General features: G+C 35.9%; 18 protein-coding genes and 1 pseudogene. 15 read left to right on the plus strand and 4 right to left on the minus strand.

Translation table 11 applies throughout. The annotated features are described in order from the left end of the window. The 4 genes and pseudogenes from AB4865_RS10605 to AB4865_RS10620 form a co-directional block, all read right to left on the minus strand. Positions 1-1,623, minus strand: coding sequence for a site-specific DNA-methyltransferase (locus AB4865_RS10605; RefSeq protein ID WP_372473278.1), 1,623 nt, complete (start codon positions 1,621-1,623; stop codon positions 1-3). Between the two features lie 402 nt (positions 1,624-2,025). Next, entirely contained in the window at positions 2,026-3,912 is a 1,887-nt protein-coding gene (gene dnaK / locus AB4865_RS10610) for a molecular chaperone DnaK (protein ID WP_372473279.1), read from the minus strand. Positions 3,913-4,153: 241 nt separating this feature from the next. Further along, positions 4,154-4,733: pseudogene (locus AB4865_RS10615) on the minus strand (IS982 family transposase); the annotation flags it as partial. Between the two features lie 248 nt (positions 4,734-4,981). Further along, positions 4,982-5,314: a hypothetical protein gene (locus AB4865_RS10620; RefSeq protein ID WP_372473280.1), complete on the minus strand. Its 333-nt coding sequence runs from the start codon at positions 5,312-5,314 to the stop codon at positions 4,982-4,984. A 232-nt stretch (positions 5,315-5,546) separates the two neighbouring features. Between AB4865_RS10620 and AB4865_RS10625 the strand changes: the two genes are divergently transcribed. The 15 genes from AB4865_RS10625 (at position 5,547) to AB4865_RS10695 (ending at position 14,389) form a co-directional block, all read left to right on the plus strand. Further along, positions 5,547-5,744 carry a hypothetical protein gene (locus AB4865_RS10625; RefSeq protein WP_372473282.1) on the plus strand — a complete coding sequence of 66 codons (198 nt, stop codon included), beginning with the start codon at positions 5,547-5,549 and terminating at the stop codon, positions 5,742-5,744. Between the two features lie 96 nt (positions 5,745-5,840). Continuing rightward, positions 5,841-6,176 (plus strand): BRO family protein, encoded by a 336-nt coding sequence (locus AB4865_RS10630; protein ID WP_372474908.1) that lies wholly within the window; start codon positions 5,841-5,843, stop codon positions 6,174-6,176. Between the two features lie 233 nt (positions 6,177-6,409). Then, a complete protein-coding gene (locus AB4865_RS10635; RefSeq protein ID WP_372473283.1) occupies positions 6,410-7,657 on the plus strand; it encodes a site-specific integrase in 1,248 nt (415 codons plus the stop codon). 579 nt (positions 7,658-8,236) lie between these two features. Beyond that, on the plus strand, positions 8,237-8,584 hold the full coding sequence (locus AB4865_RS10640) for a molybdenum ABC transporter ATP-binding protein (protein WP_372473284.1): 348 nt from the start codon (positions 8,237-8,239) through the stop codon (positions 8,582-8,584). Between the two features lie 15 nt (positions 8,585-8,599). Beyond that, entirely contained in the window at positions 8,600-8,992 is a 393-nt protein-coding gene (locus AB4865_RS10645) for a single-stranded DNA-binding protein (RefSeq protein WP_119653196.1), read from the plus strand. Between the two features lie 21 nt (positions 8,993-9,013). Further along, entirely contained in the window at positions 9,014-9,538 is a 525-nt protein-coding gene (locus tag AB4865_RS10650) for an antirestriction protein ArdA (protein ID WP_372473286.1), read from the plus strand. 15 nt (positions 9,539-9,553) lie between these two features. Beyond that, the gene (locus AB4865_RS10655; protein ID WP_372473287.1) at positions 9,554-9,997 is read left to right on the plus strand and encodes a hypothetical protein; all 444 of its coding nucleotides are present in this window, start codon (positions 9,554-9,556) and stop codon (positions 9,995-9,997) included. Beyond that, positions 9,994-10,179 carry a hypothetical protein gene (locus tag AB4865_RS10660; protein WP_372473288.1) on the plus strand — a complete coding sequence of 62 codons (186 nt, stop codon included), beginning with the start codon at positions 9,994-9,996 and terminating at the stop codon, positions 10,177-10,179. The genes AB4865_RS10655 and AB4865_RS10660 overlap by 4 nt, the downstream gene beginning before the upstream one ends. Before the next feature lie 23 nt (positions 10,180-10,202). Further along, positions 10,203-10,436, plus strand: coding sequence for a hypothetical protein (locus AB4865_RS10665; RefSeq protein WP_372473289.1), 234 nt, complete (start codon positions 10,203-10,205; stop codon positions 10,434-10,436). Positions 10,437-10,455: 19 nt separating this feature from the next. After that, positions 10,456-10,659 carry a hypothetical protein gene (locus tag AB4865_RS10670; RefSeq protein ID WP_372473290.1) on the plus strand — a complete coding sequence of 68 codons (204 nt, stop codon included), beginning with the start codon at positions 10,456-10,458 and terminating at the stop codon, positions 10,657-10,659. 45 nt (positions 10,660-10,704) lie between these two features. Continuing rightward, positions 10,705-11,208, plus strand: coding sequence for a PRTRC system protein E (locus tag AB4865_RS10675; RefSeq protein ID WP_372473291.1), 504 nt, complete (start codon positions 10,705-10,707; stop codon positions 11,206-11,208). A 33-nt stretch (positions 11,209-11,241) separates the two neighbouring features. Continuing rightward, on the plus strand, positions 11,242-11,460 hold the full coding sequence (locus AB4865_RS10680) for a PRTRC system protein C (protein WP_119653162.1): 219 nt from the start codon (positions 11,242-11,244) through the stop codon (positions 11,458-11,460). A 117-nt stretch (positions 11,461-11,577) separates the two neighbouring features. Next, the gene (locus AB4865_RS10685) at positions 11,578-12,738 is read left to right on the plus strand and encodes a hypothetical protein (protein ID WP_372473292.1); all 1,161 of its coding nucleotides are present in this window, start codon (positions 11,578-11,580) and stop codon (positions 12,736-12,738) included. A gap of 20 nt (positions 12,739-12,758) precedes the next feature. Further along, on the plus strand, positions 12,759-13,505 hold the full coding sequence (locus tag AB4865_RS10690) for a PRTRC system protein B (RefSeq protein WP_372473293.1): 747 nt from the start codon (positions 12,759-12,761) through the stop codon (positions 13,503-13,505). A gap of 68 nt (positions 13,506-13,573) precedes the next feature. Continuing rightward, a complete protein-coding gene (locus AB4865_RS10695; RefSeq protein WP_372473294.1) occupies positions 13,574-14,389 on the plus strand; it encodes a PRTRC system ThiF family protein in 816 nt (271 codons plus the stop codon). Positions 14,390-14,422 lie beyond the last annotated feature (33 nt).

Genomic DNA, 14,422 nt, shown 5'->3' on the forward strand with positions numbered 1-14,422 from the left:
CTATAATTTTGAAATATCACGAGGTATTTTCTTAAAAACAATGTTGTTTTTATACATAAAATCATTAGGCAACAAACAATTGTCTGCGTAAATAATATATTGGTCGGCTTTGGTTTTGATAAGTTCCAATGAATCAAAATCCAAAGTGGTGATTTGGTCTTTTTCGTAATAGAAATAATACGCCGTGTCTAAGTGCTTACCCAAAAAATATTCCTCTCCCAAATCATCATTCATCATTCCTAAATCATAGTTAGATTTCGTTTCGGAATACCATATATATTCTTTGATTTTTTCTATACCCACGGATTCATTGAGGTTGTGATTTTCATCAAAGAGCGGTTGCCCCAACTTATAAAAATCAAAACTCCCGCCAGTGCCTTCGGCGGTTGGTGAGTCTGCCGAACCATAGCCGTTGATGACGCGTTTTACCCTTTCTGCGGTGATGTTTTCGGCATAGTCTTCCATTTCTATCAAAATAAACTTGCGATTGCCTCCGTCTTGTTTGTTGAGGTTTAGCACTGCGTGAGCTGTTGTGCCACTCCCCGCAAAACTATCAAGGATAATGGAGTTTTTGTCGGTGGAATGTTTAATAATAAATTCTATTAATTGATATGGTTTCGGAGTATCAAATCTGTCTTTTTCACCAAAAATTTGTGTTATAGTTTTTGATGCGTCAGCGGTATTACCGTTTTTTAATAAAATACTTCTCTCTTTTATTTTTACAGTTTTATCATTTTCTTGATAAGTTTTCTCATAAGGAATATATTTTCCATTTCTTTTTTCCCAATGAACCAAATTGTCTTTTATTAAATTATCCATTCTTTCTTTTCCAATTCTCCACCTTCCATCATTTCCATCAGGAGCTATTGGAAAATATTCTTCATTTTCTGGATTTATAATTGAAAAATACATTGTTGGTCTATCTTCTCTTCGTGCTCCACTTCCCCATTTTTCAAGTTTGGTTAGTTTGAAATTACCTTTTTCGTCTGATTTGTTAAAATCTTTATCAGTCAAGATTTTTTCTTTATCTATCCATTGAAAAAAATGTGTCTTTTGATAGACTGAAATATATTCGTGTTCTGTTACATAATATTTATCCGTTTGTCCTCCACCTTCTTTTTTTCTCCAAATAAGATTTCCAATATAATTGCTCCCTCCAAAAATCTCATCGCAAATCAATTTTAGGTTGGCTTGTTCGTTATCGTCTATGGAAATAAAAATAGCACCGTCTTCGGCAAGGAGTTTATGTAGGAGTTTTAGGCGTGGGTACATCATACACAGCCATTTGTCGTGTCGGCTGAGGTCTTCGCTTTCTTTGCCCACCACTTGCCCTAACCATTTTTTGATTTTTGGGTCGTTTACATTGTCGTTGTAGACCCAGTTTTCGTTGCCTGTGTTATAAGGTGGGTCTATGTAGATGCATTTGATTTTTCCTTCATACTGAGGTAATAAGGCTTTTAAGGCTTCGAGGTTGTCGCCGTGGATAATAGCCCCTCCCGACCTCCCCAAAGGGGAGGAGTTATCCTGAGCTCCAAAAGTGTACTGATGTTCCAAAACTTTAAACGGAACCTCTTGATGATGATTGATGACTTTATCTTTTCCTATCCAATTCAGTGTAGGCATACCTATTTTATTTATGCCAAACAGGTACTTCATTGGCGGTTTGATTCTAAGCAAAAAAATAAGGCGTGTACCTCTGCTTTGATTTCTCCTCCTCATTGGTATCCCCATACCGTGTACAGAATTGAAAACAGCAGAGGACACGCCCAAAACGGACGCATCCACTGAACTGTTTCTCTCTGTACTTTAAAATTGGGGATTTTATGAGGAAAGAAACGGTTTAGCAACGCTAATTTGTCTATATGTTATTTATTTTTTATGTCTTTTTTGCTTGTAAAATTTTATAATTAAGGTGCAAAGATATTAAGAAAAATGATTGGTTTCATCTATCAAACCTAAAAAATTACTACAAAAAAATCCCATTCTTTACGAATGGGATTTTTTTATTGCTTCGGTCGCTGACCGTTACTTCACTTCTTCAAAATCTGCATCTTGCACTTCGTCTCCGTTGTTTGGTTGCGACTGTTGTGCCCCTGCTTGTTGAGCGTCTTGCTGTGCTTTGTAGATGTCTTCTGACGCAGCTTTCCACGCTTCGTTGATTTTGTCTAATGCTGGTTGGATAGTTGCTACATCTTTGGTTTCATAAGCTTTCTTCAACTCCTCCAACGCACCTTCGATAGCTGTTTTGTTGTTTTCAGCAATTTTGTCTCCGTATTCTTTCAACTGTTTTTCAGTTTGGAAAATCATAGAGTCTGCTTCGTTCAATTTGTCAGCTGTTTCTTTTGCTTTCTTATCTGCTTCGGCATTTGCTTCTGCTTCTTTTCTCATTCTTTCGATTTCTTCTTGAGTCAATCCTGAAGAAGCCTCGATGCGAATATCGTGAGATTTTCCAGTTCCTTTGTCAGTTGCCGATACTTTGATGATACCGTTGGCATCAATGTCAAATGTTACTTCGATTTGTGGCACTCCTCTTTGTGCTGGTGGAATTCCGTCTAAGTGGAAACGACCGATTGTTTTGTTGTCGTTTGCCATAGGTCTTTCTCCTTGCAACACATGGATTTCTACTGATGGCTGGTTGTCAACCGCTGTAGAGAATACTTGCGATTTTTTAGTAGGAATTGTCGTATTTGCCTCGATTAATTTCGTAAATACACCTCCCATCGTTTCGATACCCAATGAAAGTGGAGTTACATCCAAAAGCAATACATCTTTTACATCTCCTGTCAATACCCCTCCTTGAATCGCAGCTCCTATAGCAACTACCTCATCTGGATTTACTCCTTTAGATGGTTTTTTACCGAAGAATTTTTCTACTTCTTCTTGGATAACAGGGATACGAGTTGATCCTCCTACCAAGATTACCTCATCAATATCAGATGTTGACAATCCTGCGTCTTGCAATGCTTTTGCTACTGGAGCCATAGAGCGTTTTACCAAAGAATCTGACAATTGCTCAAATTTTGCACGAGTCAATGTTTGTACCAAGTGCTGAGGTCCTGCTGCTGTTGCAGTGATATATGGCAAATTGATTTCTGTTTGTGCAGAAGCCGACAATTCGATTTTTGCTTTTTCAGCAGCTTCTTTCAATCGTTGCAATGCCATTGCATCTTTGCGTAAATCTACTCCTTGAGCAGCGTTGAACTCGTCTGCCAACCAGTCGATGATTACCTTGTCGAAGTCGTCTCCTCCAAGGTGTGTATCTCCGTTTGTTGACAATACTTCAAATACTCCGTCTCCTAATTCCAAGATAGAAATATCGAAAGTACCACCACCAAGGTCATAAACTGCGATTTTTTTGTCTTGCCCACCTTTGTCCAATCCGTAAGCCAATGCTGCTGCCGTAGGCTCGTTGATGATACGCATTACTTCCAATCCTGCAATTTGACCTGCTTCCTTTGTAGCTTGTCTTTGAGCATCGTTGAAGTATGCTGGTACTGTGATAACGGCTTGAGTAACAGTTTGTCCTAAATAGTCCTCAGCTGTTTTTTTCATTTTTTGAAGTACCATAGCCGACAATTCTTGCGGTGTATAAAGTCTTCCGTCGATATCAACGCGAGGTGTATCGTTATCACCTTGTACTACTTTGTATGCAGAGTTTGAAATTTCGTTTGCTACTGTCGAATATTTCTCTCCCATAAAACGCTTGATAGAAGCGATTGTTTTCGTTGGGTTGGTTACCGCTTGGCGTTTTGCAGGATCACCTACTTTGATTTCACCATTTTCTACAAAAGCGATAACAGATGGTGTAGTTCTTTTTCCTTCAGCGTTAGGAATTACTACTGGTTCGTTACCTTCCATTACAGAGACACAAGAATTTGTTGTCCCTAAATCGATTCCGATAATTTTGCTCATATTTGTTTTACTTTTTCTTTATTGTTATTATTAATTGATTTTTTGTGATTCGTTCACGCCTTTAATTAGTCAATTGTTGTGCCAGTGGATTTTTTTCTCCTTTTTGTCAGAAAATGATTAAAAAAAGTGAATTTACGCTGTCATTTTGTCAAAATTTTATCATTTATACTGACATTTTTTATTTCTCTTCCATCAAAAACAAGGTTTGCATCTATGATGTTTGATCAACCCGTTGTGCATTTTAAATTACACTTGCTTTTATTTTATTTATTTCCTTTTTTAATACAAATTTGTTAATGTATTGAATTAAGGTTAAAGTAGTTATTTTACTGATAATTCGTGTTTTAAAACCGTTGAATGATTTTGCATAATTCCTTTTAATCATAAATTGATCACATAACTGCGAAATCGAAGATTCGACGAAGTCAAAATAATGTTTCGATTCTTTTCCTCTTTTTCTTGAATAAGTAAAACTGAGGTTTGTAATCTTTTTGATTCAGTCTCTTTGGGGTATCTAACTGAATAGTAGCAGTGCTATACAAATCTAATTGATATTGTGACGATATATAACCTCTGTCACCTATCAGAGTGCAATTTTGAATTTGAGAACTAACATCTTTTAAATAGTGAACATCGTGAACAGATGCTGGAGTCATATCTAAATTTTGCACGACTCCTTCTATAGAACAGATAATGTGTAATTTATACCCAAAATAATGTAACTTCTGACTGGTACAAAAAAACATAATCAGGATATGAAAAATCTTCGTCTCTACAATTTTACTTCTCATTGCTCTAGCATTTTCACATATTTTCAAGGGAAAAACTTTTTAAAACCTACTGAAAGATATTTAACAGCTAAAAAAGTAGCTGATTTAAGGATTTTACAAAAACTCACCCCCCTTTAATAACACGTATTTACATAAATATTTTTATATAAACATTGATAATTAGGTATTTAAACAAAAGCACCTGTTTTTTTTATTTATACACAATCTTATTAAATGTATTACTTGTACATTACGCCTCGCCTAAATAGGTACTATTAAACCCACTGGCAGGGCAATAATTAACGGCTTGGCTGAATAAGAGGTTGGGATTGACTTGGTTGGCTGGATTTATTGACTGACTTACTTTGTGCCGACTTTAACGCCTGTATCTCAGCCTCTAATTTGGTGATTTTCTCCTCCTGCAGGGTGTTTATTTTCTCTAACGAACAATTATTTTTCTTTAATAACTCGTTGTTTTCCTCCAACATAGCTACGTATTTATCATTTGCTGGTCCCGCCGATGATTGGTCCTGCTCACTTTTAAGCATAGAGCCATTACCTGTAAGTAACCATTCGGCGTTGATTTCATAGTCGCCTATCAATACAGATAATAAATCAACTCCTACATTCATTCTTTAAGAATTTCTGAAAATTTAGATGCTGTTATCCCAAATTTTTCTGATAAAAATGATTTTGAAGGAACTTTTTTTTCTGAAATAAGAAAATTTACCACCTATATAAATATCTGATTTACAATATTTTTACTCATAAACATAAAATTACTTTCAAAATTTATGAAATTTAATTTGTTTAATTCATAATTTCTGTATTTTATTTACAACATCAATTTGAAAGAGCAAAGTAGTGAAAAAAATACGAGTACATCCAGATTTGAAGAAACAAATTGTTAAAGAATTTCAAGAAACAATGCAAAGCGTGGATATGAACCTTAAACATGTGTTCAACTCCGAACAGGCAAAAGCTATCCAGCAACGAGCAAAAGAATTATTACAAGCCGAAAGCGAACCTATTAAAACAGATGTAAAACAAGTAAATCAATAAGTTATGAAAAACCTAATCACACACCCACAATTTGGGGAAATCAGAATGAAAACAGAAAAAGGAGAGCCATTATTCTGTGTTAAAGATGTATGAGAAATTTTAGGGTATACAAATCCGAGTATCACAATTCAAATGTTAGATGAGGACGAACGGGGTAAGAAAAATTTAGGTCGTCAAGGTGAAGCGTGGTTTTGTACAGAATCTGGACTTTACGCTTTAATTCTTAAAAGCAACGCACCGAAACCGTTTTGCAAGAAGCGGAGCGGCAACACAATGAATTTCGCACTTTGGAAGGTCAAAGTGATGGTGACTTTTTCAAAAGGCAAATCAAGAAACTGTATAGGTAATTATGTTGAGCAGAAACGCCCACTTGTTTATAAGTGGGCGTTTTTTTATTTTTTTTCAAAAAATAAAACTAAACGGCAAAATTAAGCAAAAAGCTGTAATATACACATTATAAGCCACTTTATTTTTTATCAGGGAAATGTTGGAAAGCAAGGCATAGGGTAATTTGACGGGTAAAAACAAAGTTAGGTTTCTAAATCGTTACCTAATGGTGGTTTTAAATATTTTAAGTAAAAGACTATATTTCAGTGTTTTGCACTTATCTTCATAGCGTATGGTAACTCAATAGAAATTAATTTTGTAATTTAAAAAGTTGAGTTATGCAAGTAAAAAAATCAACCTTCAAAGTGCTTTTCTATTTGAAGAAAAATGCTCCTAAGAAAAACGGAAAAGTAGCCATTATGGGTAGGATTACCATTGATGGTAAAATTGCCCAATTTAGTACTAAGCTCGAAATTTTTCCCGATAAATGGGATTTGAAATTCGGCAAAGTCTTAGGTAAGAGTGAAGAAGCTCTTTCATTAAATCACAAATTGGAAGAGCTGAAAACTCGTTTGGTCAATCAATATGACCATCTGATGAAAATGGATGGATTTGCCACTGCCGAAAAGCTTAAAAACAGTTTTTTAGGCATTGGAACAATGGACGATTCGCTTTTGAAAGTTTTTCAAAACTTCAATGCTGATTTTGAAAAAATGGTTCAAAAGGGTGTGAGAGGCAAACAAACCTTGGCGAAATATCAAAGCGTGTATACACATCTTTTGGACTTTATAAACTACAAATACCATCGTACGGATATGGCTTTTAGGGAGCTTACAGCGGATTTTATTAAAGATTTTGATTTTTATCTTCGTGTTGATAAAGGTTTAACACACAATACGATATGGGTGTATATGATGCCTTTGTGTAAGATGATTGACATCGCTTTGGAAAAAGATTTGATTCACAAGAACCCATTCCGAGAATACGAAATCACAATGCAGGAAAAAGACCGAGGTTATTTGCTAAAAGAAGAAATTGAGCAGTTGTTGAGCTGTACTTTTAAGAGTAAAACCCGCGAATTGGTGCGTGATTTGTTCGTGTTTAGCTGTTTTACAGGACTTTCGTATATTGACATCAAACAGCTTAAAAAGAACCAAATTCAAACCCTTTTTGATGGCAATCGTTGGATTCTTTCTCGTAGGCAAAAAATGAGTAATCCTTCCAATGTTCGCATACTTCCCATTGCTCAAAAAATCATTGATAAATACGAATCCATCAGTAAAAATGACTTTGTATTTCCTGTTCCGAGCAACGCCTCTTGCAATCTTCATTTAAGAGAAATCTGTTTAAAGGCAGGTATTAACAAAACCCAACCACTGAGTTTTCATTGGGCAAGGCATACTTTCGGAACCTTATTTCTTACAGAGGGTGTTCCTTTGGAAAGTGTTAGTAAAATGATGGGACACAAGAATTTGAAAACCACACAGATTTATGCTAAAATCACCAATGAAAAAATCAGTAAGGATATGGAAAAAATCGCTTATAAATTCAATGATTTTGGTGAGCGATTAGTCGCTTCATTATAACGTAGTTGATTGTCTATCAAAGATATTCGATTTTAGTATTTACCGATACAGGGATTGTTTACAATTTTTGTATCGGTTTTTTTATTGGCTTTTATTCGGCAGAGGAAGGCTACTTCATTTCATTTTAGTTAGTAATGGTGTGTGCGTTTGTTTATGGTATTTTCTCCTGTTTTATTTATGAGGTAAGAAGCCGATATGGGTGTTCGTTTTCGAGAGCAAAGGTATTTCTGTGTTTGTAACGCTGCCACAAGGTCAAGCCTTTGGTTTTCAAAAAAATCTCCACACCCGTTTTCAACAGGGGTTGTATTTTTTTGAAAAACCTTGTATCCGCTAAACACAGACCTTTTAGGCTCTCGAAACGACAACCGCATATTCCGGCTCTTTATACGAATAAAAAAAATGTCGAAAATGATAAAAATGAACGCACTACTTACTACTTGTTTTAATGAAACGACTTCGCTCTTCCTCTCATTGCCGAATTAAAAATTTTCAGATATAGAGAGCGGAGAAGCAGGGCGGACAAAACATTTCGCAAAACGCAACTCAAAACCCAAACATTCACACTCAAAAATAAAGAATATGACAAGAGAAAACACACCTATCGCCACAAGATTCGTATCGTGGGGAGTATGTACTTTAAACCAATTAAAAGACACTCGTGCCTACATATTGCGTCAGAAAATCAATGAGAAACAGCCCTTGTCAAGAGCGGAGAAAAATTGGATAACCTACCAAGTCAATCACAATTCGTATTTCAAAAATGCCATTCCTGTTATGGGATACCGCTTTGATTTTTCAGACGTTTTAAAAACTTTTTTGGTACTACAATACCAACAATGGTACGAATATAAAGCCCTTGACAAAACAAGCCTTCGGGCAATGCTTTATGGAAAAATTTGCCTTATTATCGAAATTAAAAAACCTTAAAATACACTAAATAGTATGAATATCATTGGAAGATTGACAAGTGATGCACAGGTGCAAACCTTGTCTAACAAAAAACAAGTTGTTAATTTTTCGGTAGCGGTCAATGATAACTACCGAAATAAAGAGGGAGAAACCATACAGCAAACCACGTATTTTGATTGTGCGTATTGGATAAGTGTCAATGTAGCTAAGATATTGACCAAAGGGGCTTTGGTGGAGCTTTCGGGCAGGGTCAGTGCAAGAGCTTGGATAAATGCACAAGGCGAACCCAAAGCAGGATTGAATTTTCATACCTCAAAAATCAAATTGCATCAAGTTAAAAAGTCGGAAGCAACCACCAACACGCAACCCCAAGAACAAAAGCACTCCACAACAACGGACGAAGATTTTGACGATTTACCTTTTTAAACATTTTAAAACCAAAGAGATATGAATTATATCCTAAATGAAATACGTATTTATGTAGGTACATATAAAAAATACAACGAGGGTAATTTATTTGGTAAATGGTTTACTTTATCGAACTATGATGATATAGAGGCGTTTTATGACGACTGCAAACGACTACATCAAGACGAAGAAGACCCCGAACTAATGTTCCAAGATTGGGAATGTCCTCCAATTTTTGACGGATTTATAGGCGAATGCCATTTGGAAGAAACCATTTTCGAAATCGCTTCCCTTTTGGAAGCAAAGAGCGATGACGATATGGAAATCATACAAAATTATATGTATCTGACGGGAATACCCCTAAATGAGCAAACCATCGAAAAAGCCCAAGAGCGGTATATCGGTTATTTTTCGAGTGAAACCGAACTTGCCGAATATTATGTAGAAGAAACAGGACTACTCCAAAATATTCCTGATGAGGTGGCAATGTATTTTGATTATAAAGCCTATGCAAGGGATTTGGATTTTATGGAACACAATAACCACTATTTCTATAATTATTAACCTAAAACAACAAAAATGAAAATAGCAAACACAAATACAAAACATATCCTAATAAAAGCCCATACCAATAGCGATTGGGATACCTGCGACTTTGCCATCATTCAAATAGATGAAGCGTGGAAAAAGGAGTTAAAAAAACGGCTAAAATTAGTTGAGTTCATTGATGATATGCCTAACCTTGTTTCGGTTTTGTTTCGAGATAGTGCCGTGAGTTTTTACGCCACTAATGAAGATGACACGCCCCATATAGATACCCTTTTGGGGGACAAAAATTGGCAATTTGTGAGCCTCGAAAACAACGAAACGAACCATTTTAACACCCCCACAAGTACGCTGAATTTATATCAAATGGTAGTTTGTAAAGGTGGGTATGCCTACTTCCAAGCCTTTGGAAAACATACGGGGGAAGAATTTTACACAGATGATTTTAACCTTAATACACTCATAGAAAAATTATGACGATAAAAGATATAAATGGAAACATCGTGCAAGTAACCGACCTTGATAAGGCTTTACAACAAGCCAATGATTTTAGAAAATACAAACATACCGATAATAAACATATTTCTTTTGATAGAGAGCAAAAAGCCTATTGGGAAGATATTTACAAGAAATTAAAAAAACTCAAACAAAAACAATAACATAACTCTAAAAACAACCGCCTATGAAACGTATTTACATCGCCTACTTTACCGATAGTTGGCATAGTACCGATAGTCGTACTCTTATCCGAGTATGTTCTAACAAAGAAAAGGCTATTCAAGAGATTAAAGCCTACTGCAAAAAGTATCGAATTCCTTTTACCCAAGCAGACCAATATCATTTAGAAACCATAAGTCAAACCCAATGCAGTGAGCGAGATATGGAGTTTGAAATCGAACCCCAAACAATGGATTAACATTTTAAAAATTAGTCTTATGACCCACATAAAAACAACCGAATTTAAAGCCCTTTACGTGTTGGGAGAAATCGTGAGAGATTTTGAAAAATTACATTTTTTGCAAATGCAAGATAAAGACCAAAACCAACTGCGAAAAGCACGGAAGATATTAGAGCATATCATCTATAAAAATGGCTATCGAGTTGTGTATCGCACCCAACAAGCCATTTGTAAAAAATAAAACCATCGTAAAAACAAGTTAATAACACTCAAAAAAGGAAGCACAATGGAAACGAATTTTTTTAATCAAATCGCAATGATGAATGTAGTGGGAACGCTACAAATGACCCTCCAACAAGGACAAAACGGGCAATATATTGTGTCGGTATTACTACAAAACGACCAATGTAGCGACCCTGCCAAAAATGGTATTCCTCCCCTTGTATTAAAGGGAACGGCAGAGGAATTGGACGGCGGATTTTTTCAAAGCATCGTCCGACCCCTTGAAGAAACTTCATCGCTTTTGGTCAATATGGAAAACTATATCCAAGCCCAAGAACACGCCAAAAGACAATCGGCAATGGAAAAAGAAAAGACAGAAAAAGCCCAAAAGAAATACGATGAAGCGATGAAAAAAGTTTCGGAATTGGAAGCACAAGGCAAGTATCGGGAAGCGTGGACAAAATTGCCACCCCCCGATGAATTTCCCGAACAAGCCGAAAAAATCCGCAAAAAAAGGGCTGAATTATCGGCTCATTTTACCCCTACTTTGTTTGAAAATGCAGAATAAAATCTAATTTATCAATCTATAAAAAAGAAAAATATGTTAATCGCAACCCAACTCAAAAGAGTGTTCGTATTTAAAAATAATGGACAAGAAACACGATTAGACGACCCCAACCAAGAATGGTCGGTAGAAATGGTACAGCATTTTTACGCCCCTACCTATCCGATTTTAACCACCGCCAAAATATCTGCACCTCGTGTAAATGGCGAATATGTAGAATATCATTTTGAAACTTCCATCGGAACAAAAGGTTGAATTTTTAGCAATTAGTGGTTAGTGTATAGTGATTAGGATATAAAATCACACTTTAACCACTTACTAACTAATCACTCAATAACTAACCACTAATCGCTAATCACTTAATAACTAACTATGTATGCAATCCAAAATAAAAGGCAACATCAAGCCGATACACGACCCCAAAGAGAGCGAGTTACACAAAAAACTCTCGGAGTTTGCCCAATGGGTAAGCCGTCCCAAAGACCTTGCCCAAATTCGACAAGAGCAGAAAACCACCGCACCGAAGTCCCTTTTGCCAATGGTTTTCTAAAACATCGCTTTTTGCCCAAAGTTGGAAATTTTAGCGACTTTAAAGGGATACATATAAAAAAATTACAAGGAGATTTACAAAAATCATTGGAGAGAATGGCAAATTTTTATGGTTTTCAACCCCTTGATATGAGTAAGTATGAATTTCCATACAATGTAGCATTGGCACTTGACCAAACCCAAAAACACCTGCAACAAAATGACGATTGTTGGCATCGGATACAAGTGTGGCAAGATACAAATCCAACGGCTTTTTTATCGTTTTTCTTTTCCGTAGAGGAAACTTTTCGCACAAACAATACATTGTTTTATATCCCTATATTACCTGTTTATAAACTGCTGAAAGACAAGGATAAAAAACACAAAAAAATAGGGCAATTATTGCTTTCGGTTTTTACTTATGTATGCCATAAAGCGTATGTACCATATTACACACAAGACGATTGTTTTTTGGGATATATATACGAAAGTTTTAACGATTGGATAGTAAATGATTGGGACGAACCGCAAGAAAAAGAAGTTGCCCTGCTCCATTTACGACAAGCCCAATATGTAGGCGAAAGGCTGTATCAAAAAATCCGAAACTCCAAAAACTTACAACTTTTTGAAAAACGGATAAACGATTTTAAGGCTTGTAATGAAACGGAAAAAGAGATATTGCAAATATCAAAAGCCTTTTTTGATTTATGGCAAAATTTTCCCTCTGCCAACTTATATACCTATTTGAACCGAGAAGAAATATCTGATGAAGCAGAATTATTTACCATTGATAAATATGTTTCATTTTCCTTTGATACGCAAAGTGATTTTTTTCAATATCATATTGTTGAAGTAGTAAACGGCGAAGTTTCACAATGCAGTGAAATAGAAGAACCCACCTTTGTGAATCGTTTTGACGGAGTGTCCTCTCATTTTAATTTTGATTTTGAAAACCTTTTTTTCTCGCTTTTACATCGGTTAATCAATCTTTTAAATACTTTTTAAACCTTTAAGAACTCTTTAAAATGGACACAAACATTCAAACCTCATTAAAAGACCTTACAGAAAACTTTGGGGAACTCTATTATCCTACTTCGGCGATAGTCTTTTACCAAACTACCCAAAAATATAACACAAAATGTTACACGGAATTTGTACATCTTGACGCGGACGGAACACCCTTATCGGCACAACCTCTATGTAAAGAACAAGCCGAAAACCTTTCTAAAATTCTTACTTCCACCGATGATAAAAGCAACGGATTTTGGCAATCCAACGGCTTACTTCCTGCCAATGTGTTATATATCAATTCTGCCGAAAATGGCTATGTAATTTGGTACACAAAGGCTCAAAGGCAAAAACTATTGTTTGCCCCATTGCTTCAAATGGAAAATATATCTGTGAGTATTCCGCCCCTTGTGTGGAAAGCCTATAAGGACAAACTTTTTGTATATGCTCTTGCAAAAAATAGAAAGCCAAGCCTAAAAACCCCTTTGCATTACGCTCCCTTTTTCAATGTGTATGAAAATGGCAATGTCTGTATGGGGTCGGTACAAATTCAGATTAATAATAGCACCTATTTAGAAAACTTTATACAACTTTGGGAAAGCTATTTTTTTGATAGTTATTTCTCACATCAATTAGGAAATTATCCCATTATCAAAGGCAAAACCGATTTAAAAAGCCTTTGGCAAGAACTCTCAAAAACGCAAAAGCCTTTTCCTACTGAACTTTTACAGCCTAACCTTCAATTATTAGAAAATATTTTGTAAGAGACAATCATTAGAAGAATTCAGAAATATTAGAAAGAAGTAGAAAATTAGAATTAAAAAGAAAAGCAATGAAAAACACACATATTTCCATTAAAAAAAGAGTGCATTTTGTACATAAATTCTTGCTCAATGCCACCAATCCCATAGAGGTACATTTAATTGGAGCAGGGGGAACAGGTTCACAGGTGGTAACGGCTTTGGGGCGTATGCACCACGCTTTACAGCAACTCTCACACGCAGGTTTTTGCCTAACGCTTTGGGACGATGACACCATCGCCCAAGCCAATTTAGGCAGACAACTCTTTGCCGAAACCGAATTGGGGTTACATAAATCCACCGCACTAATAAACCGTATCAATAGATTTTTTGGTACGGATTGGAAAGCACAACACCGAAAATTTGATACCGATACTTTTTCTGTTGCTTCCCAATCAATGCAGGGAAGTATTTATATTTCGTGCGTAGATACGGCAAAGGCTCGTTTTGAAATAGCCCAAATACTTACCGATTTAAAACGTCCCAATCATTATCATAATACCCCACTTTATTGGTTGGATTTTGGTAATAACCGCCATACGGGACAAGTAGTTTTGTCTACCATAGGTTCACACCCACAACCCCAGAGTGAGGAAACCATAGGTATTGAAAATCTGCCTTTTGTAACCGAAGAATTCTATGATTTTTTTGTAAGTGCCGACCAAAATGAAGATACTCCAAGTTGTTCTCTTGCCGATGCCTTGCTCAAACAAGACCTTTTTATCAATGCCACCCTATCGCAAATGGGAGCTTCCTTACTTTGGAATTTGTTTCGGAATGGGCTTACCGACAAACGAGGCTTTTTTCTGAATTTGCAGGATTTTAGAAGTCAGCCAATACCGGTTTGATATTTAAGTTGGGGGTTCAAGGTTCTCTGTTTG

This window comes from Capnocytophaga sp. ARDL2 (assembly GCF_041530365.1).
Classification (GTDB): domain Bacteria; phylum Bacteroidota; class Bacteroidia; order Flavobacteriales; family Flavobacteriaceae; genus Flavobacterium.

Coding starts and splice junctions, on each gene's coding strand:
- AB4865_RS10605 (WP_372473278.1), bottom strand. CDS start 1,623: ATGCCTACACTGAATTGGATAGGAAAAGATAAAGTCATCAATCATCAT.
- dnaK (WP_372473279.1), bottom strand. CDS start 3,912: ATGAGCAAAATTATCGGAATCGATTTAGGGACAACAAATTCTTGTGTC.
- AB4865_RS10620 (WP_372473280.1), bottom strand. CDS start 5,314: ATGAATGTAGGAGTTGATTTATTATCTGTATTGATAGGCGACTATGAA.
- AB4865_RS10635 (WP_372473283.1), top strand. CDS start 6,410: ATGCAAGTAAAAAAATCAACCTTCAAAGTGCTTTTCTATTTGAAGAAA.
- AB4865_RS10640 (WP_372473284.1), top strand. CDS start 8,237: ATGACAAGAGAAAACACACCTATCGCCACAAGATTCGTATCGTGGGGA.
- AB4865_RS10645 (WP_119653196.1), top strand. CDS start 8,600: ATGAATATCATTGGAAGATTGACAAGTGATGCACAGGTGCAAACCTTG.
- AB4865_RS10650 (WP_372473286.1), top strand. CDS start 9,014: ATGAATTATATCCTAAATGAAATACGTATTTATGTAGGTACATATAAA.
- AB4865_RS10655 (WP_372473287.1), top strand. CDS start 9,554: ATGAAAATAGCAAACACAAATACAAAACATATCCTAATAAAAGCCCAT.
- AB4865_RS10660 (WP_372473288.1), top strand. CDS start 9,994: ATGACGATAAAAGATATAAATGGAAACATCGTGCAAGTAACCGACCTT.
- AB4865_RS10665 (WP_372473289.1), top strand. CDS start 10,203: ATGAAACGTATTTACATCGCCTACTTTACCGATAGTTGGCATAGTACC.
- AB4865_RS10670 (WP_372473290.1), top strand. CDS start 10,456: ATGACCCACATAAAAACAACCGAATTTAAAGCCCTTTACGTGTTGGGA.
- AB4865_RS10675 (WP_372473291.1), top strand. CDS start 10,705: ATGGAAACGAATTTTTTTAATCAAATCGCAATGATGAATGTAGTGGGA.
- AB4865_RS10680 (WP_119653162.1), top strand. CDS start 11,242: ATGTTAATCGCAACCCAACTCAAAAGAGTGTTCGTATTTAAAAATAAT.
- AB4865_RS10685 (WP_372473292.1), top strand. CDS start 11,578: ATGTATGCAATCCAAAATAAAAGGCAACATCAAGCCGATACACGACCC.
- AB4865_RS10690 (WP_372473293.1), top strand. CDS start 12,759: ATGGACACAAACATTCAAACCTCATTAAAAGACCTTACAGAAAACTTT.
- AB4865_RS10695 (WP_372473294.1), top strand. CDS start 13,574: ATGAAAAACACACATATTTCCATTAAAAAAAGAGTGCATTTTGTACAT.